This is a genomic window from Streptomyces sp. NPDC020489 (assembly GCF_044386545.1).
Taxonomy (GTDB): domain Bacteria; phylum Actinomycetota; class Actinomycetes; order Streptomycetales; family Streptomycetaceae; genus Streptomyces.
This window is the reverse complement of record NZ_JBIRUZ010000027.1, coordinates 1-17,667: the sequence shown is the minus strand read 5'-3', so window position 1 is coordinate 17,667 and position 17,667 is coordinate 1. Positions and strand designations below refer to the sequence as shown.

At 70.1% G+C, this 17,667-nt stretch carries 19 protein-coding genes and 1 pseudogene; 13 read left to right on the top strand and 7 right to left on the bottom strand.

All coding sequences use genetic code 11. The features are described from left to right. The first annotated feature begins 5 nt into the window (after positions 1-5). The 8 genes from ACH41F_RS40920 (at position 6) to ACH41F_RS40885 (ending at position 5,470) form a co-directional block, all read left to right on the top strand. Positions 6-848, top strand: coding sequence for a hypothetical protein (locus tag ACH41F_RS40920; RefSeq protein ID WP_391244053.1), 843 nt, complete (start codon positions 6-8; stop codon positions 846-848). 3 nt (positions 849-851) lie between these two features. After that, a complete protein-coding gene (locus tag ACH41F_RS40915) occupies positions 852-1,403 on the top strand; it encodes a hypothetical protein (RefSeq protein ID WP_391244056.1) in 552 nt (183 codons plus the stop codon). An 11-nt stretch (positions 1,404-1,414) separates the two neighbouring features. Next, a complete protein-coding gene (locus ACH41F_RS40910) occupies positions 1,415-1,888 on the top strand; it encodes a hypothetical protein (protein WP_391244059.1) in 474 nt (157 codons plus the stop codon). Continuing rightward, positions 1,885-3,003: a DNA polymerase III subunit beta gene (gene dnaN / locus ACH41F_RS40905; RefSeq protein WP_391244062.1), complete on the top strand. Its 1,119-nt coding sequence runs from the start codon at positions 1,885-1,887 to the stop codon at positions 3,001-3,003. Before ACH41F_RS40910 ends, dnaN begins: the two co-directional genes overlap by 4 nt. Before the next feature lie 83 nt (positions 3,004-3,086). Beyond that, positions 3,087-3,332 carry a hypothetical protein gene (locus tag ACH41F_RS40900; protein ID WP_391244065.1) on the top strand — a complete coding sequence of 82 codons (246 nt, stop codon included), beginning with the start codon at positions 3,087-3,089 and terminating at the stop codon, positions 3,330-3,332. Beyond that, positions 3,329-3,703: a hypothetical protein gene (locus ACH41F_RS40895; protein WP_391244068.1), complete on the top strand. Its 375-nt coding sequence runs from the start codon at positions 3,329-3,331 to the stop codon at positions 3,701-3,703. Before ACH41F_RS40900 ends, ACH41F_RS40895 begins: the two co-directional genes overlap by 4 nt. A 160-nt stretch (positions 3,704-3,863) precedes the next feature. Further along, positions 3,864-4,502, top strand: a complete 639-nt coding sequence (locus ACH41F_RS40890; RefSeq protein WP_391244071.1) for a plasmid partition protein — start codon at positions 3,864-3,866, stop codon at positions 4,500-4,502. After that, positions 4,499-5,470: a hypothetical protein gene (locus tag ACH41F_RS40885; protein ID WP_391244073.1), complete on the top strand. Its 972-nt coding sequence runs from the start codon at positions 4,499-4,501 to the stop codon at positions 5,468-5,470. The genes ACH41F_RS40890 and ACH41F_RS40885 overlap by 4 nt, the downstream gene beginning before the upstream one ends. Positions 5,471-5,546: 76 nt before the next feature. On the opposite strand, the gene ACH41F_RS40880 is transcribed toward ACH41F_RS40885, so the two are convergent. Both ACH41F_RS40880 and ACH41F_RS40875 read right to left on the bottom strand, forming a co-directional pair. Beyond that, entirely contained in the window at positions 5,547-5,768 is a 222-nt protein-coding gene (locus tag ACH41F_RS40880) for a hypothetical protein (RefSeq protein WP_075694119.1), read from the bottom strand. A 29-nt stretch (positions 5,769-5,797) separates the two neighbouring features. Then, positions 5,798-6,139 (bottom strand): hypothetical protein, encoded by a 342-nt coding sequence (locus tag ACH41F_RS40875; protein ID WP_391244075.1) that lies wholly within the window; start codon positions 6,137-6,139, stop codon positions 5,798-5,800. A gap of 293 nt (positions 6,140-6,432) precedes the next feature. Between ACH41F_RS40875 and mobF the strand changes: the two genes are divergently transcribed. Next, positions 6,433-8,397: a MobF family relaxase gene (mobF, locus tag ACH41F_RS40870; protein ID WP_391244077.1), complete on the top strand. Its 1,965-nt coding sequence runs from the start codon at positions 6,433-6,435 to the stop codon at positions 8,395-8,397. A gap of 250 nt (positions 8,398-8,647) precedes the next feature. Here mobF and ACH41F_RS40865 read toward each other — a convergent pair whose 3' ends face one another. Continuing rightward, positions 8,648-9,073, bottom strand: a complete 426-nt coding sequence (locus ACH41F_RS40865) for a hypothetical protein (protein ID WP_391244081.1) — start codon at positions 9,071-9,073, stop codon at positions 8,648-8,650. Positions 9,074-9,894: 821 nt separating this feature from the next. Here ACH41F_RS40865 and ACH41F_RS40860 point away from each other — a divergent pair. From ACH41F_RS40860 to ACH41F_RS40850, 3 genes are all read left to right on the top strand, one after another. Beyond that, positions 9,895-11,262, top strand: a complete 1,368-nt coding sequence (locus ACH41F_RS40860; protein ID WP_391244083.1) for a replication-relaxation family protein — start codon at positions 9,895-9,897, stop codon at positions 11,260-11,262. Positions 11,263-11,353: 91 nt separating this feature from the next. Continuing rightward, positions 11,354-11,626: a hypothetical protein gene (locus ACH41F_RS40855; RefSeq protein WP_060886185.1), complete on the top strand. Its 273-nt coding sequence runs from the start codon at positions 11,354-11,356 to the stop codon at positions 11,624-11,626. A 74-nt stretch (positions 11,627-11,700) separates the two neighbouring features. Further along, entirely contained in the window at positions 11,701-11,958 is a 258-nt protein-coding gene (locus ACH41F_RS40850; protein ID WP_391244087.1) for a DUF6207 family protein, read from the top strand. A 298-nt stretch (positions 11,959-12,256) separates the two neighbouring features. Here the strand turns inward: ACH41F_RS40850 and ACH41F_RS40845 are convergent, their stop codons facing one another. After that, entirely contained in the window at positions 12,257-12,457 is a 201-nt protein-coding gene (locus ACH41F_RS40845; RefSeq protein ID WP_391244090.1) for a hypothetical protein, read from the bottom strand. 345 nt (positions 12,458-12,802) lie between these two features. On the opposite strand from ACH41F_RS40845, the gene ACH41F_RS40840 reads away from it, so the two are divergent. After that, positions 12,803-13,333, top strand: coding sequence for a hypothetical protein (locus tag ACH41F_RS40840; protein WP_391244093.1), 531 nt, complete (start codon positions 12,803-12,805; stop codon positions 13,331-13,333). Positions 13,334-13,812: 479 nt separating this feature from the next. Here the strand turns inward: ACH41F_RS40840 and ACH41F_RS40835 are convergent. The 3 genes and pseudogenes from ACH41F_RS40835 to ACH41F_RS40825 form a co-directional block, all read right to left on the bottom strand. Further along, positions 13,813-13,998: pseudogene (locus ACH41F_RS40835) on the bottom strand (SPOR domain-containing protein); the annotation flags it as partial. 9 nt (positions 13,999-14,007) lie between these two features. Continuing rightward, positions 14,008-14,349 carry a helix-turn-helix transcriptional regulator gene (locus tag ACH41F_RS40830; RefSeq protein ID WP_391244095.1) on the bottom strand — a complete coding sequence of 114 codons (342 nt, stop codon included), beginning with the start codon at positions 14,347-14,349 and terminating at the stop codon, positions 14,008-14,010. 87 nt (positions 14,350-14,436) lie between these two features. Continuing rightward, on the bottom strand, positions 14,437-16,950 hold the full coding sequence (locus ACH41F_RS40825; RefSeq protein WP_391244098.1) for a Helicase associated domain protein: 2,514 nt from the start codon (positions 16,948-16,950) through the stop codon (positions 14,437-14,439). Between the last annotated feature and the right edge of the window lie 717 nt (positions 16,951-17,667).

Below are 17,667 nucleotides of genomic sequence, written 5' to 3'. Positions count from 1 at the left end.
CCGCGATGTTCACCGACTGGACGGAGGCCCTCGAAGCCGAGGGCCTGCCCCTCAACCCGACTACGACCGAGCAGGAAGCCGCCGCGGCCCGGGTCACCGCCCGCCACGCCGGCAGCAAGGAGGACCTGGCCCTCCTCCTGGACGCCATCGGCCTGCCCGGCGACGACAACACCCTCACCGCCCTGCTCCCCCTCCTCCCCGACCACGCAGGAGAAACCGGCATGACCGAACGCACCCTCAACGTGACCGAAGCGACCGCGCTGTCCATGTACTACGACGGCGGGCAGATGGACGCCATCACGGACGCCACCGGCCTGTCCAAGGACGAGGTCACCGCCCTCGTGGAGACCAACTTCCCGCCGCCCGCCACGGCGGCCGCCGACGCCACCGAGGCCGACGACGGCGGCACCGGCGACTCGGTGGAGCAACTGCTCGCCTGGGCAGAGGCTCACGAGACGGCGAGCATCCGCAACAAGGCCGCCCGCGTCCGGACCGACCTGAGCGACCTGACCACCCGGCGTACCGCCGACGACGCACAGCGCGCGGCCGAAGAGCGCGTCACCCGGCTCAAGGCCGAACTGGCGAAGGCACAGGAGGAGCTGCGCGCGGTGAAGGCCGGCACCCTCCCCGCCACCGCCACGGCGGACGAGCCCACCGCCACGGCGACGGAGGAACCGACGCCGATCCGGTCGGGACTCGGCAGCGGCCGCACCAAGGAGGAGCTCGCCGACATCCGCATCTGGGCGCGCGCCAACGGCTACAGGGTCGCGGACGCGGGCATCGTCGCGAAGAAGATCCTGGACGCGTACGACGCCGCCCACCAGGCCCCGGCCGCGAAGGCGAGCTGACCCATGGGAGCCGACGCGATAGCCCTGGACGGCTTCCTGGACGAAGAGAAGGTGCCCGGCCACGGGTCGACAGCACGCTTCAGGATCGTCGTCAGCCCGACGGACGAGCGCGCGGACGAGATGGTCATGCCGTGCACGGTGACCGATCCGGCTTTAGCGGCCGCCGTGCTGTACGACCTGGTTCCCGGCGACGTGCTGCGCGTCACGGGCTACTTCCGGGCACCCCGCACCCCGGACGAGCCGATGTGGCTGGACGTCACCACGCTCGAATTCCTGCGGGAGGCGCCTGCCCAGTCACCGGAAGGCGTCGGCGACGGGGAACTCGACTTCCTCACTGCCGACGCTGGGGACATCTACCAGCGGACCGGAATCAGCGTCCACGTCGCCGACTGCGGGCTGTTCGAACGCCACGGCACGTATCTCCTCTGGCACGACGGCGACGTGGCGGTCACGAGCGTGTGGGCCCACACCGGCGCCTGGGTCGGCGAGACCGACGACGCGGACCGGATCGGCGACCTGATCGCCGACTACGAGCGTCGCCCGGCCGACGGCTGACCGGAGACGCCGTGCCGATCCGGCCCGAGAACATCCTCCGCTACCCGCCCGACTGGCCAGAGATCAGCCTGGCCATCAAGGAACGGGCCGGGTGGCGGTGCGAGTGCGAGGGCGAATGCGGCCGGGGCACCCACCCCGGCCGCTGCCCCAACGTCCACGAAGGCGAGGCATACGGCACCGGCAGCGTCGTCATCCTCACCACCGCCCACCTCGATCACACCCCCGAGAACGTGGACCCCGCGAACCTGCGCGCGATGTGCCAGGGCTGCCACCTGCATTACGACGCCGGACACCACGCCGTCACCCGCGCCCAGACCCGCGCCCGGGCCCTCGCCGACGCCGGCCAGCTCGCCGTCGACATCGGCGCGGCCGCCACCCCGGTCATGCCGCCCACCCGGCCGCAGACCCTGCCCACCGTCCCGGCCCCCGCCACCGAACAGCTCCTCCTGGACCTCCCCGAACCCCTCGAAGGGACCCGCCCGTGAAGCTCACCGTCGAACAGTCCCACCTCGCCGCCGCCGTCGGCTACGCCGCCCGCAGCCTCCCCGCCCGCCCGCCGATCCCCGTCCTCGCCGGCCTCCTCCTGGACGCCACCGACGACCGGCTGCGCGTCAGCGCCTTCGACTACGAGGTCAGCGCGGACACCAGCTGCCCCGCCACCGTCACTGAGAACGGCCGCGCCCTGATCTCCGGACGGCTGCTGTCCGACATCATCGGCACCGTCCGCGGCGACGTACACCTCGAACTCACCGGCGCCCGCATGCTGCTGCGCGCCGGGGCCGCCCGCTTCACCCTGCCGACCCTGCCCCTCGAGGAATACCCGGCCCTGCCCGACCCGGGCGCCACCGCCGGCACCCTCGCCGGGCCCGCCCTCGCCGAAGCCGTCGCCCAAGTCGCGTCCGCGGTCAGCAAGGACGAGGCCCTGCCCGTCCTCACCGGCATCGGCCTGCGCCACGACAGCAAGACCGGCACCCTCACCCTCTACGCCACCGACCGCTACCGGTTCGCCGTCCGCACCCTGGCGTGGAAGGACGCCGACCTGCCCGACGGCACCGCCGTGATCCCCGCCAAGGCCCTCACCGACGCCACCAAGGCCACCGCCGACGACACCACCGTCGACCTCGCCCTGCCCACCGGCAGCTCGGGCCTGTTCGTCGTGCGCAGCGAGAACCACACCACCACCATCCGAGCCCTGGAAGGCGAACTCCCCAAGTACGAGTCCCTCTTCCCCACCGAGTTCGCGGCCAGCGCCACCGTGGAGATCGCCGCCCTCAAGGCCGCCGCCCAGCGCGTCGCCCTGGTCTCCACCAAGAAGGAATCCCCGATCAAGCTCACGTTCTCCGCCGACGGCCCCCTCGTCCTGGAGGGCGGCACCAGCGACGACGCCCAGGCCGTCGACAACGTCGACGTCAACCTCGACGGCGACGAACTGAGCATCGCCTTCAACCCCACCTTCCTCATCGACGGCCTCAACGCCCTGAACGCTGAGTCCGTCCAGTTCCAGTTCGTCTCTGCCACCAAGCCCGCCGTCATGCGCGGCGCCGGCAGCGACGACCAGGCGCTGCGCTACCTCCTCATGCCGATCCGGCTCACCGGCTGACCCTGCCCCGTCCACGCGCCGCGCCCGCCCACAGCGGGCGCGGCGCCCTTCCGTTCCCCACCACCCGAGCAGGAAGGCTCACCATGGCCCGCATCCGTATCTGGATCGACCCCCAGCACCGTGACGGCACCGTCTGCGAGCACAAGATCAAGCCGTCCGGAAAGCCCCGCGACCCGGAATCCGGCTGCACCGGACGCGCGAACTACCAGGTGATGTGCAGCGAGCACGGCAAGGTCGGCGAACCGCACGGCCTGCGCGTCCTCGCTGAGCCCGCCCAGTCCGCGCACCGCGACACCCACAAGGCCGTCCCGGCCTCCAACGCCGCGTGACCGCCCGGTACCGACGCTGCAGCCACGGCACCGGCCCTCTCCACCCCGGCGACCAGAAGGCCGTTGCGGAGTTCACCGCGCTGCTGGCCGCCAGGAAGAGACCGGCCCCCTGGACCGGCACCGGCGACATCGCCGTACGCGTCAGCCGCGACGGTCGCGGCCTGGAGCGCGGACGTCCCGCCGAAGGGCAGCAGCCGGACGCCGACCCCGTCGCCCTGGTTCTCATCCACCCCGACACCGAGACCACTCTCACCGGCACGCTCCACTGCGCCAGGACCCGAATCCACGGCGCGTGGACCGAGCCCTACCGACTCCTCACCCACGCCCTCGCCGGGCGCGACCTCCCACCCGACATCGACCTGAGTCCTTGAGCCTGGCAGAACTGCTTCGCTCGTCCGTGTGAGCGGCCCTCGCCTTCCGGACCTCGGTCCGGGCGGTGGGGGCCGCTTTTTTGCGTTCCAAGGAGCTTCTGAGGCAATCCGTGCCGGTCAGTGGTGCTCGGGATGGGTGCCGGGTCGGTACCCTCACGCCATGTTCTACATCGCCAATGTCAGCCCTCGCAGTACGGGCAAGACCACGAATTCCGCGTGGATGTGCCACGCCCTGCACGAGCGCGGACGCAAGGTGATCGGCTTCGACGCGGACGACTCCCGGCAGTTCAGCCGCTGGCAGGCCAACGGCTCGTACCCGTTCGTCGTCCAGCAGGCGGCAACCCCGGCCTTCCATCTCAACGTCCCGCAGATGACCCCGGGCGGGTTCGAGGACGGCATCGGAGTCGTGGACGTCGGACACCTCGAGGACCACAAGGCGGTCGGGGCGTCCGTGCTGCGCCTCGCAGACCTGGCCGTCATCAACCTCCCGCCGTCGATGAACGATGTCGAACGGATGGAAGAGCTCCCGACCAAGGAGTTCATCGACGACGTTGCGCCGCTCCGGGTGGACAGCACGCCGCCGGCTACCTGGATCCTGCTGTGCAAGGCACCGACCGGCGTGAGCGAGATCAAGCAGGTCCGGGAGTACCTGGTGGACGAGGGCTACAACGTGTTCACCACGGTGGTCCCGTCCGTCGTGAAGTACATGCGTACCCACGAAGGCAGCGACATCCAGGCCAAGGGGTCGGTGTTCGACGAACTGGTCACCGAGATGGAAGAGCGGGGCCTGCTGCCGTGACCAAGCCCAACCCCTTCAAGGACCGCCAGGCACGCAAGGCCGCGGGCAAGGTCGCGGTTCCCGGCCAGCAGGGAACCCTCCCCGCAGCGCCCTCTGGCACAGGGTCCGGTTCGGCTCCCCTCCCCTTCGCCCAGGGCCGGCCGGAGAAGATGCTGACTCTCGCCGACTTGCCGGAACCCATTGCGACACCGGACGCGGCGGGGGACCTCAGTGAGGAAGAGGAGCAGATCCTCGCGCTCTGCATGCGCGGCGTCCAGCAGTTCGAGGACGCCTGGTGGGTCATGGGCAAGGCCATGGCCAACATCAGCAACCGTCGTCTGTACCGCAAGACGCATGCCAACTTCGAGGACTTCGCCCGGGACGTCTTCAAGAAGTCCCGCCCCCTGGCCTATGAAGAGATGACCTCGTACGCGATCGGCGAGCTTCTGTCTGCACGTGCAGACAAAGCGTTCGAAGAGAATTCGAACGATGTGTCTGCACGTGCAGACATCCCGAGCATCGGGAAGAAGGCAGCCGGCGCCCTCAACCCGATCACCAAGGACTACGGCGCTGAAGCCTCGGTCGCCGTCCACGAGACCATCAGGGACGCCACCGGGAAGACCACCGTCAAGGCGATCACCGGCATCGTGCAGCAGCTCCCCCGCAAGGAGGAGAAGGAGCTGACACAGGAAGAGCTGACGGCCCTGGCCCGGGAGCTCGCAGCCGCCCAGTCCCAGACCACCGGATCCACGAGCAGCCAGGACGGCCAGCAGGGGCAGGCAGACAACGCCAGCCAGAGCCCAGCACTGGATGCCCTCCGTGGGGCTGTGTCGCAGCTGGATTCCGCGCACCGCGCGCTCGCCCCGGCCCACATCAAGAAGGCCCTCGAAGAGTCTCCGGAGGAGACGGCGAAGATCCTGGCCTCAGCCAAGACGACCGCGGAGAAGGCCGCAGCCAGGGCCAGCGCTCACCTTCCCCGAACGACCTGAACAGACCGCGCACGCAAACGGAGGGCCGGTTTCCCGCACCTGGGAAACCGGCCCTCCGGCGTTCACGCCCGCGCGGCTACTCCTGGAACTCTCTGCTCTTCACGCCGTAGAACGACGGCTTCGCGGGGCGGGCCTTGGACTCCTCCATGCTGTCGGCGAGCGGGGCGAACGTCTCGCTGCGCCGGACGACGTCGAGGAACTTGCCCAGCGCGTCCTTGTCCTCCCACAGTGCCGACGCGGTGCTGATGATCAGACTCTTCAGGTGCTCCGACTCGGTCACGGCCTCGGTTGCTGCCACGCTGTGTCCCCTCCTGGTCATCGGGACGATCAGCCAACCAACCGGCGACCCGCGCCCGCAAGATGGCCTTCGGTCAGGGGCCGGTCCAGGATGCTGTGGGATCCGATCCGGTGCCACACGATGTGACGGGCCCCGGCGACTACCTCCCGGCCGTACGACCACGTCGCGCGTCCGTCCGGCGCCCAGGTGAGTTCGTAGACGCCCGGGGCGCAGCGCACTCCCTTGATCCGTAACCCGGGGCGGAACTGGCGGCCGGGACGCAGGTCGGGCACGAACGCGTCCAGGACGACGCGGCGGAAGCGCCGGCGCTGGGCGGGGGTGAGGTGCTGGAGGTCGGCGGTGAAGCGGGGGAGGGTCTCGAAGGTGGGCACGGTGGTCTCCTCCGGGCAGCACGACGAAGCCCCCGGCGGGTGCCGGGGGCTGCTGTAGGCGGTGCTCGTTGGTGGTGGCGTCCTTGGTGCTCGGTACTGCTCAGTGGTGCGTGTTGGTGTCGTCCGGGTCGTGATGTGTGGGCTGCCGGAGAGCGATGACATTCGCTTCCGGCCCGGGGCCGCGTCCCGCCTGACGGGCGCCTGAGAAGAAAGTTCGGCCGCTGCTCCCGCCTGGCGGGACGTACCGCTGATCGGCCTTTTCTCGCAGGTCAGAGCCGTGTGGCGTGGTCTGTATGACAGTTGATATCAGGGTCATCCGGGCCGGTCAGATGTACCGCTACTACCTGCGCCAGACCGTTGTCGGCGACGGCTGCCGCCCCGCACGCACGCCGCTGCGCGCCGCCCAGGAGCAAGCCGGCGTCCCGGCCGGGCGATGGATGGGCCGCGGCCTGGCCGCGCTCGGACTGACGCCGGGTGAGGAGGTCACCGAGGCGCAGCTGCGGAACCTGTTCGGCGAGCGGGGTCGGCACCCGTACGCAGACCAGATCGAGGCCGACCGGCTCGCCAGGGGCGACTCCCCGAAGAAGGCGTTCAAGGCCGGCGCCCTCGGACGCCGGGTGATGGTCACCGGGGTCGACTTCGTCTTCCGGCCGCAGCCGACGATCTACCTGTTGTGGGCGCTGGGAGATGAGGAGACCAGGCGGGTGATCGAGGCCGCGCACGAGCGCGCGATCGAGCGGGTGCTGGAGTGGATCGAGGACGAGGTGGCCGTGATCCGGTACGGCAAGGACGGCATCTACCGGGTGCGGCCGCCCGGCGGTCTGGTCGCCGCGCGCTTCCGCCACTACGAGGCGCGCTCCGGGCGGCCCTTGCTCCATGACCATCTGCTGCTGTCCGTGAAGGGGCAGCGCCTGGACGGGAAGTGGGGCTCGATCCACACCCTGGCCCTGCACGAGCACACCGTGGCCGCCTCAGCGCTCTACAACGAGCTCGTGGCCGCTGAGGTCTGCGAGGCGCTGGGGCTGGCGACCGAGCCGCGCATCGTCACCCCGGGGCGCCGGCCAGTGATGGAGATTGCCGGGGTGCCGCACGAGCTGATCCGCTGGACCTCCCGGCGCAGCGACCAGATCGCCGCCTGCCTGGCAGAGCTGGAGCACGAGTATGTGACCGCCGTTGACGACGACGGCGAGCTGAAGTTCCTGCCCGTGGTCTCCGAGCAGGCCCGGGCCAAGCTGAACCGGATCGCCGCCCGCAAGACCCGCCCGCCCAAGCAGAAGACCCAGCCGCTCGCACAGCTGCGCGCCTGGTGGAAGACCAGCGCGATCCTCACCTCCGGGGTGGCCGTCGACATCATCAGCTCCCTCCTCGAGTACGCCCGCGCCGCAGCCGCGGCGATCCGGGCCCGGGTCACCTCCGTGGTCGACGTCGCCCTGGCGGCCGTCGACGTCACCGCGACCGTGTTCGTGATGAACGACGGCGGCCGCTTCCACCGCCGGCACCTGCTCGCCGAAGCCCGCCGCCACCTCGCCCTCGTCCTGCGCGGCCGCCGCCGCGACCCCGGCCTGGACGACCAAATCGTGGCCGCCGCCATCGCCACCCACTGCCTGGACATCAGCGAGCCGAAGACCGTGCGCGGCCTGGAGGCTGGCTACCGCCTCTACACCGCCCGGTGGGCCCTGTCCGACCTACCCGCCCGGCGCCGCCCACCGACCCCCGCGCCCGACCCGGACCGGCGACCCCCGGCTGATCCCGATGCGCCGGCTGCGCCCCGGCGCCCCGACCAGAGGGCGGGGGAGTGGGAGATACCCCGCGTCCAGCTGAACTACGACCGGGCCGTCCTCGCCGGTGCGTTGGTTCGGGAGAAGCTGCGCACCACCGCCACCGCCGTGCGGGGCCGGGCGTACGACGTCGTCGCGCACCAGCAGGCGGCGATGCCCGAGCAGCTGCTCGCGCCCCTGGCAGCCGACCCCGAGCACGACGACCAGGAGCCGGGAGCCGGACGCGGGGAGGCGATCGACTTGACGGCGCTGCGGGCCTTGAGGGAGTCCCGCACGGACGTGGAAGCCCTCGACCTCACGGCCGAGCGGCTGCGCCACCTCCAGGACGCGTTCGCCAAGGCGGCCGACGACTCCCGCACCCGCTCGGACCGCTACGCCGAACCAGACGATGCTGACGCGCACCCGGTGCGCCAGGACGACCAGCAGGCGCGCCGCCCACAGGACCCCGGACCGCACCGCGGCCGGGAGCCCGGCCACTGAGTGCAGCCGATGCCGCACACCCGAGCGCACCGACGATGCCCGGCATCCACTCCGCTGAGTGGAGTCCACTGGCCGGAGTGGAGTCCACCGTGCTCGGCATCCACTCCACCGAGTGGAGCCCACTCGCCGGGAGTGCGCGACATCCACGGGGAGGATGCTGTGCATCCACCCGATGGGCACCCGCCGCGTTTTTCCTTGACACAGCGCCGTGTCAAGGAAAAACGCGGCGAGTGTGCGTACCACCCGAGGGCTACGCCGTGCGGGCCCGCTCCAGGTGCTCGGTGCGCATCGTCTTCAGGGTGTCGACGATGTCCTCGCCCTCCTGCCGCAGGACGTTCTCGGTGAACCGGATGATGGTGTTGGCGAGGCCCCAGATCGCGCTGGGGATGCACTCTTGCGTCCACTCCTCCAGCGTGGCCAGCAGGACGCCCCCGACCTCGTCCAGGGCGAAGGAGTCCGCGCACGGATCGGCGTCGGCCGCCAGGTCCGTGACGGGCAGGATGATGTCCTCAGCCAGCCGCAACAACAGGTAGGACGGCGCCGGAGCGGCCCCCGTCCGGTCGACGATGGTGGCAACGGTGTGCTGGCTCTGGCCCTGTATCGCCAGGACGTACTCGAAGGCGAGCTCCACCTCTTCGGGCGTCAGCGGCGTGCGGGACTGCCCCAGGTGCGGCATTTGGATCTCCTCAACAGGCTGTCGCCGTGCCGATCACGGCGACTGACCCGAATGCTCACGCCGGGCCCCTGTGGATAAAGGCCGGAGATCTCTCCCTCTCTCCAAACCGGGGTGAACTGGTGCGTCAAGGGTCGAAGCGGGCCCCCTTGTCGAGTGTGGTCGGGCCGACCATGACCCCTTGTCGAGTCGTGGTCGGTCCGACCATGGACCCCTTGTCCGATTCGGCGCGGGCCGCCAGGAGCGCACGTTTCTCCTTGACCGACTTCGCTACCGGCCGCCGTCAGGTCGCGGACAAGGGGTGGATGTTCACGATGGCCGCCACGCGCCCGCAGGAGGGGCATGCAGCGGCCACCGAGCCATCGGGGCGGCTCTCCCTCGCGCGGGCGTGCCACCGGCCGTCACAGGGCCGGTGGGGGACGCCACGATGCAAGGGAGAGACCGCTGATGATGACCCGACACATGCGCCCGCCGTACCCTGACCGCACCGCCGACGCCCGAGCCGCGTCGACAGGACTGGTCGGCCGGGCAAGCCGCCGCGGTCTCCTGCCGCCGGCGCTTGCGATCCCACTGCCGTACCCACTTCCGTGCCCGGCACGAGCGCGGACCGCATTTCCCCTGGCCACCACGGCTTTTCGATGCCACAGCGCGTCGTCACAACCCTCTTCTCTCCTCCTCTCACTGACCAAGCCCTGGGAAATAGGTGGGGGTGGGGTGTCAGTGGTGGAGGCGATCATCGGGTTCAGGGCGCACCTGGTGCCCTCTGCGGCCGGGGGCCGGCGCCCGGCCGGTGGCCGGACGCGGACGACGGGAGGGCGGGGCTGATGGCGAAGCGCAAGGAGAACGAGGCGGGATCGTCGACCGGGCACCGCGCCGATGCGCTGCGCGCGCTCGGGGTGCTCAAGGCCGCGACGGCGGACCAGATCCAACGGCTGTCCTCACCGCACCTGACGTACCGGCACACCACGAAGGACACGGCGGCCAAGCGGAAGGAGGCGCGCACCGCCTCCCATCGCGGCGCGCTCAACGATCTGCGACGGCACGGCCTGTCCGTCGACGGCGGCCGCACCCGAGGCGGGGAGGAGGTACGTCTGCTCACCAAGGACGGGCTGGCTGCCGCCGGCCTCGAGTTGGACCGGGGGCCGGAGGAGATGGGCGGCATGCCCAAGAGCGCGGGCCGCTCGGGCGCCTCGCACGCGATGACGGTCAACGAGACGGTCATCGCGATGATCCGCCCGAAGCCCGACCTCGCCCTGGTGGCCGGTGAGCCGGCCGAAGCCGTCGCGGCTTCACAGGCCTGGGTCGACGCCCCCGACGGAATCGGCAGCATCACCTCCTACGCCACCGAGGTCGCTCTCCCGGCGACCGGCACCTGGAGGAACCCCGGCGTGGGCTGTGCGTGGGCCGACATCGTCCTCACCGCCCCGGAGGCCGGGCTGCCGCTGTTGTTCATCGAGGCCGACAACTGCACCGAAGAAGCCCCGATCATCGCGGCCAAGTTCGACAAGTACATGCGCCACTTCCACCGGAAGGTGAAAGACACCGACGGCAAGGACAAGCCGATGTGGCGCACCCGCTGGTCCGCTCCCGCTCCCCAGTGGGGCGACGCCACGCACCCGCCGGTCCTGCTCGTCTTCCACCAGGTCGGCAAGCGGACCGCGCGGACGCAGATGGAGCGGGTCGCCGAACTCACCCGCGAGCACTGGCAGGGCCAGTGGGCCGAAGGCGGCTTCCGCATCTACAACGGGAAGATGCCGATCGTGGCGACCACGCTGGAGCTGCTGCGCGAGCACGGCCCGGCCGGGCCCGGGTTCCGGCGCTTCGGCCGCGACGTCGACCAGAACCTCTGGGATGCGATCGGCAACCCTCGCCGGGACGCCGCCCTCGCCCGCCGTGCCGAAGAGGGGCGGCGTCGTCTCGCGCAGGAAGCCGCCGAACGCGAGGCTCAGCGTCCGGTGTGCGCGGACTGCGGGACCAAGTTCACTGACGACCGGTGGAAGGCCAGCATCGCGGTCGACTGGGGCCGCGGGGATAGTCACCCGCACCTGTGCGACGACTGCAAGGCGCGCGTGCTCGAGGCGGAGCGGCAGGTGGAACAGGCCGAACGTGAGCGCCAGGAGCAGGAGCGCCGAGAGGCGGAAGAGGCACAGGACTCGAAGGTCGGCGGCTGGCTCGGACGCTGGCGCGGCTGACCCGGGCAAGCCACTTCTGGCAGCGCGAGGGCTTGCCCAGGGCCGTCTGGGCAAGCCCTCGTTGTCGGTGGCGGCTGCGAGGCTGGAGGGCATGGACAGCGACGATGAGCAGCTGCTGCGCGGCCGGATCTACGGAGCCGACCACGACCACCCGGGCCCGAAGCCGGGACGCAGCTACGCCGAACTCGTGGGCGGACCCCTGGACGGACTGCTGCTCGACATCACCGGCTGGAGGCCGGAGGAGATCGACGACGGTGTCTCCCTCCTCACGGAACTCGGGCAGTTCGGCCCCGGCGGCCGGGCGCTGTACGACCCGCGCCCCGGCGACCCGGCCCGCTGGGACTGGGGCGGCGACAGCCCCTGACAGCCCGCCACTCGGTCGGGTGAAGACACCGCCGCGGCGGAACCCTCCCCGGCCGCCCGGGCGTAGTGCCGTACATGGACCCGATCAACGAGGCACACGTGCGTGAGCCGGGCCTGGTCGTCATCGACGTCGCCGCCGCCGACGACACCACCGCCCTGGCCTTCCAACAGCTGCTCGCCGATCGGTGGGCGACGTCGCCCGCACAGCACACGACGCGGGACGCCGGCGAGCCCGGAGTACGGCTGCGCTGCTACCTGGACCTGCGCCAGCCGATCAGCCCGGCCGCACCGGCCGACTGCCTGCCACCGGCCAGCGCAGGCGCGCCTCGGTGACGAGCTGGCGCCCGACGGACACCAGCCGCCTGCTGGCGTACTCCCGCACTGCCAGCAGGCGGCCCGGGCGGCGCGACCGTTGCGGTACAGCCGCGCCGCCGCACGGCGCGAGCCCGGCCGCGCAGCGCGACCGGGCCCTGAAGTGGTCTGTGGTGTTCTCGACTTTCTGCTGAGCGTCTCGCCGAACCGCCCGCCTGTCATCACCCACACGGGTGGCGCCCGCTCACGAGGATTGCCCGTAGCGGGCCGACGACCGCACAGGCTGCCGTCGGCCACACTCCGGTGGATCCGTCCGCTGTCAGCGCGACTGGATCCAGAGGCCGCCGTACGCGACGACGGCACCGCCGACCGCGGTGGCGGCCCCTCGGACCAGATGCAGGCCGGCCTCATTGCGGAGCCGCCGGGCGCGCTTGGCCCACCGGGTCCCCGATGATCCGCCATCCAGCGTCGGGAGGGGTTCCGGGTCCGGGCTGTTGCCCTTACGCTCGGGCTTGGACATGAGCTTCTCCTTCGTCGGGGATGTTCGGTCTTCTGCAGACGGCTCCCTGCCCACCAGGGGGCCGTCGCCGTTTCCGGCGACAACCGTGCCGTTGTCCACCGATTGAGATTTTTGAGGTCTCGTGGGGTGGACGAGAACAAACAAAAGCACCTCGAAACCCGCTCTGACCAGCGGAAACAGTGGATTGTCGAAAGAAGTCCATCTGTGTCAACGAGACGCCAATGCGGCTCTACCCAGGTCTTTGTGACCCCAACATGCGCAATCCCGGGCTCACCTGGGGTGTCATGCCAAGCATTCGTGAGGAATCACGTGTCGAACTGAGTTGAAGAGTGCAAGAGTTGGCGGATGCCTCAGATGCTGCGGATGCCCAGCAAAGCCGACCTGCCTGATGGGACCAGGCGGGACTTTGTCGCCGAGCTGTTCATCCACTTCAAGGAAGCAGGGCGTCCTACACCCGCCCGCATCGCAGCGAAGACCAGCTCTATGCAGGATCCGCTTCCTGTAAGCCGGGAGACCATCCGTCGGCTCCTCAAGGGGCAGACGATCAGCACGTGGGAGCGAGTCGACGCGGTCCTGCGGGCCCTGTGCGAGATCGGTGGTCAGGACCCTGACCGCAGGCGCTGGTCGGAGTCGTCCGACTGGAACGACGATGGGGATCCGACCACCTGCAGGGAGCGCCTGCGCCAGTTGTTGAACGACGACATTGATGGCGTCGAACCGGAAAACACCCCGGCTCCTGTCCCGCCGGCGCGATCCAACTCGGGGTGGGGCGCCCCTCGTACCCAGCCCACGCAGGATGATCCGTGGGCCACCACGCCCACGCCGGCCCCGACTACTCCAGCCAAGGGCGGCTACTCCGACGAACCGCCCTTCTAGACGCGTACAGGTGGCCATCCCCTTGTGATCAGCCGTGTTGTCCTGACGGGGAAGCGGCGGGTTGTCTGCGACGGCTCCTGCCACCTGGGGCCTCATTGGACACGCTGCCGTCGCGCCGCCAGGCGAAGGGACCAGGCGAAGTACAGTCCACTGCGCAGTGTGACCCGCAGCAGCCAGGCCACCCGGGTACGCAGAGGCTGTTTGCCGAGGTCGACCCACTCTGCCATCCACTCTTCGGGCCAGCGGTCACGGGCGTTCGCGGGCAGGAGACGGGAGAGTGCTTCGAACAGAGGCCGTGCCCGTTGTAGGCGCCGGTCAGCACAGTCGTCCATGTCGCTCGCGGGTTCATCCCTGGCGGCGTCAGCGGATTCCTGGGGTGGGGGTGGTATTTGCTCGAGCCCGCGTCGGATGCCCGAGGGGTGACCTCGCACGATGTCCCGCGCAGAGTCACTGCTGTTGGCACTGGGAGCTGCATGGCCTTGTCCGAGGCGTTCCACCCAGTAGAGCTGCCGATGGCCGCGTTCATCGAGACCTTCGCTGATCTTTTGGGCTTCGTCGCGGGTGGCATACCTGCCGACCCGGTACCGGTTGCCGTTGTCGTCCTGGCGGATCACTAACCAGGGGAGCGTGAGCGGTTCGCTGACCTCATTGTCGGCGCCGTGCATAACGCAGCCTCAACTCCCCAGACCATCAGCAGGGCGAAGGCGGGCAGAGGTGGCGCCCCCCTGGTAGGCGGCGGCGAGAGCGAGTCGGGCGGACTCGGCACCGCTGGGGGTGAAGCGGTAGTAGCGGCGGCGGGGCCGGGGCGGGTCGGTCTTCTCGATCTCGTTCTGGTCTTCCCAGAAGGACTCAAGCCAGCCTGTGTTCTCGAGGCGGGCGAGGATCGGGTGGATGGTGCCGGTGGGAAGGCCTGCTGCTTGGGAGAGTTCCAGACCGTAACGGGCCTCGGCAGGGCTCTCCAGCAGGGTCCGCAGCACCAGTTGTGTCTGGAGCGTCATGCGCGGCGTCTTTGCCATGTCAGAACTCTAGTATGGGATCCACCTGCACAACAGCAGAATGCGGCATCTGCCTCAGGCAGATGCCGCACCCCGAACTGTCGCTACCTACGCCCAGCGCATCCCGATCGCGGACAGCTCCTCCACTCGCTCCGGCGACAGCGACGCCGCGCGCGAGCGCTGATTGCCGATCCAGGCGCCAAGACGGAACTGCAGTTCCCATCCCTCTTCGGAAAGCACTGTCTCGACATGCTTGCGAGGGACGATCAAGTGGCCCTCACGCTCGTAGAACTGCCGCGCGGCTGCCAGGTTGGCGGCCCATTTGTCGGCCTGGGTACGGCGCTGCTTCGGCTTCTCGTCCTCGGTGGCGGGCTCGATCCCGAGGACCTGCTCCAGCATCCACTGCTGCACCCCGGTGAGCTTGTCCCAGCCCAAACGCTGGGCACGCACCCACCGCCCGAGGTCCTCGCCCTGGCGCAGGACGTCACCCGGCTCGGTCGGCAGCACACCGCCGTCGTCCAGGTACAGCCGGGTGAGGTGGAACGCCCGCTGCCACTCCACGGGCCAGGTGGGGCACCACGAGGCGTCGATCTCCTCCAGCTGCTCGCGCCGGTCCTCCGACAGCGCGCCGGCCACCGATCCCACCGGCAGGCCCTCGGCACGCCGCTGCTCGATGTCCATTGCCTTCCGCGCCGCGGCCCGCGCGTTCTTGAGCCAGATGCCCACCTTCGCGCCCTGGTAGGTGGCGTCCAGCGGCGCCAGGAGGTGCCCGTTCTCGGCAGCCCACCCGCGCGCGGCGGCCAGACCCTCCTCCCACGCGACGTCGAAGTGCGACCACACCATGCCCAACTTTTCCAGCTGCTGGGCGCGGTCCTCGTCCATGTCCCCGCGGGCGTAGAAGCGGCGGGCATCCGCGATCCACTGCCCCAGCGGGAAGTTGGCCAGCGAGGCCGGCCACCCCTCAGCCTGAGCCTCCTCACCCGCGGGCACACGGTAGGTGAACGGCACCTTCAGGTCGCCGACCTCGCGCGCGTACAGCACGGCGGCCTCGATGCCGCGCCGCCAGTGCTCGTGCTCGGGGTTGAGGACACGCAGGTTGATGAACGCGGCCAGCGCGGCCGGGTCACGCGGCGTGGAGAACTTCAACAACGCCTTCGCCGACGCGGACGGCCCACCGTCCCCGCCCCCGCTCTTCTCCTTGCCCTTGGCGTCCTTCTGGACCGGCTTGTAGCGACTCGGAGCCTGCTGCTGCGCCAACTGCTCCACGATGCGGGTGTCGTGCGCCCTGAGCGCCTCCAGCAGCTTCGCCAGCCCGCCGAACGCCCGGCTCGTGAGCATATTGTCCGCCGTCTCCCCGGGCGCCAGCAGCACCGGCACCACGAGCGACGCCATCTTGCCCTCGCCGGGCTGCATCCGCAGCGCACGCCCCACGGCCTGGACCAGATCCGGCATCGACCCGCGCACGTCCGCGAAGTACACCGAGTCGCAGTTGCGGGTATCAACGCCCTCGCCCAACACCTTCACCGAGCTGAGGAACGCCTTCTCCACCACCGTGCCGTCCGTGTCGATCAGAGAGGAGAACTCTCCGAGCACGCGCCGGCGGTGCAACGCCTTGTGATCGCCACACAGCCAGTCCGCCCACACCGTCGCCGGGTACAGCTCCGGATCGGCAGCGTGCAGCTGCGCCGCGACGTCCGGGACCCCGGCCGAGAACGCTTCGGCCTCCTTGATGACGTGGTGGAACACGAGCGTGCGCTTGAAGGCTTCCTCGGCTGAGGCCTTCACCAGGGCTGTCTGGAGCGCGGCGAGCCGGGCCCCGCGCATCTCGTCCGACCGGCCCTCGGCGCCCAGCAGCAGCGCGGCCTGGAACTGCGTGTCGGTGATGTCCACGCACACCACCTGGTACGGCGCACAGATCCCCCGGTCGATCGCCTCCGACAGCGTCAGGGTGAAACACCGGCTGCCGAACGGCCCGTCCGGGTCGTCCTCCATGCTGGCCACCAGCTCACCCGGCGCACCGCCCTGCTCCTGGTCCTCGTCCAGCTGCCACAGCCGGGGCGTGGCCGTCATGTACAGGCGCCGCAGGGACGGGATGCGGGTGTTGTCGTGAACGACCGCCCACGGCTTGCCGATCCGGCCCGAAGTCCTGTGGGCCTCATCGACCACGATCAGGTCCCAGGCCGAAAGGCCGGCGGCGTGCGCCCGCTCCAGCGTGCCCAGACCGAGGCTGGCGTACGTGGCGTACACGGTGACCTTGTCCAGGCCCCTCGTCCACTCCACCAGCTCGTCCACGTCCGTGGTGTTGGGGAAGGACACCTCCTCACCCCGCAGGGAGGAGACCCCGATCATCGGGCCCCTGCGGCCGCCCTCGCGCCATGCGGCCTCGGTCTGGGCGAGCAGATCCAGGGAGGGCACGAGGACCAGCACACGGCCCGCGTGGAGCTCTTCCGCGCTGCGGACCGCCACCCGGGTCTTTCCGGACCCGGTCGCCATGATCACCTGTGTCCGCATACCCCTCTCCGGCACCAGAGATCTTGCAGGGAGTTCGAGGGCACGGAGGACCGCGTCAATGGCTTCTCGCTGGGCGGCCTCGCGCTGATCTGCGCGGTTCGTGGTCGACATTCCTGTCTGCTTTCTCCTGGGTGATGCCCGGTCGGTTCGAGTGATGGGAAACGGGAAACCTGCACGTAGAAGCGCCACGAGGGCTACGGTGGGAGTGGTTCGGCTGGTTGGCTGCTCTGCCTCACCGAAGCACTCGCAAGGGTCCTAAGTGGATCTCGATAAGCCTCCGAGCGTTCCAAGGGTGGTGCGCTCTGAGTCCAGAGTCTATCTCGTGCTTCAAAATGAAGCAGCCACAAGAGAGAAAATCCCCCGAACGTGGCACGATCCTGTTAGTCTGCCCCTATCGAGCCGGAAAGAAGTCCTGACGAGAGGTCACGCGATCGTGGCTTCAAGTCCACCCGCAACCCAGCACTTCCATGCCGTTCTGACCCTCCGTCACCCTCTCCGGATTCCCCGATCAGTCCCGCGCGCTCATTCCCGCCCCCGCCTCCCCTCTCACTGCTGCCGCTTTTCCCTACGGTTCCCTGTGGGGCGTGGACTGTTGGGGCTGGAGCGCAGCGGAGGCCCCGATCTGGGCTCGGGCGGGGGCGGCCGCAGCGCGGCCGCGGGCGCGTGGCGCGGAGCGCTGCGCGCGCAACTCGCGGGCGCAGCCCGTGAGTTGACGCCGTGCCACGCAGTGGCACGGCTGGCGCACTCGCGGAGCGGGTGCGCAACGGTTGCGCGCAGCGCAACCGTTCGCTTGCTCCGGGCGAAGCCCGGAGGGACCCGCTCCGCGGG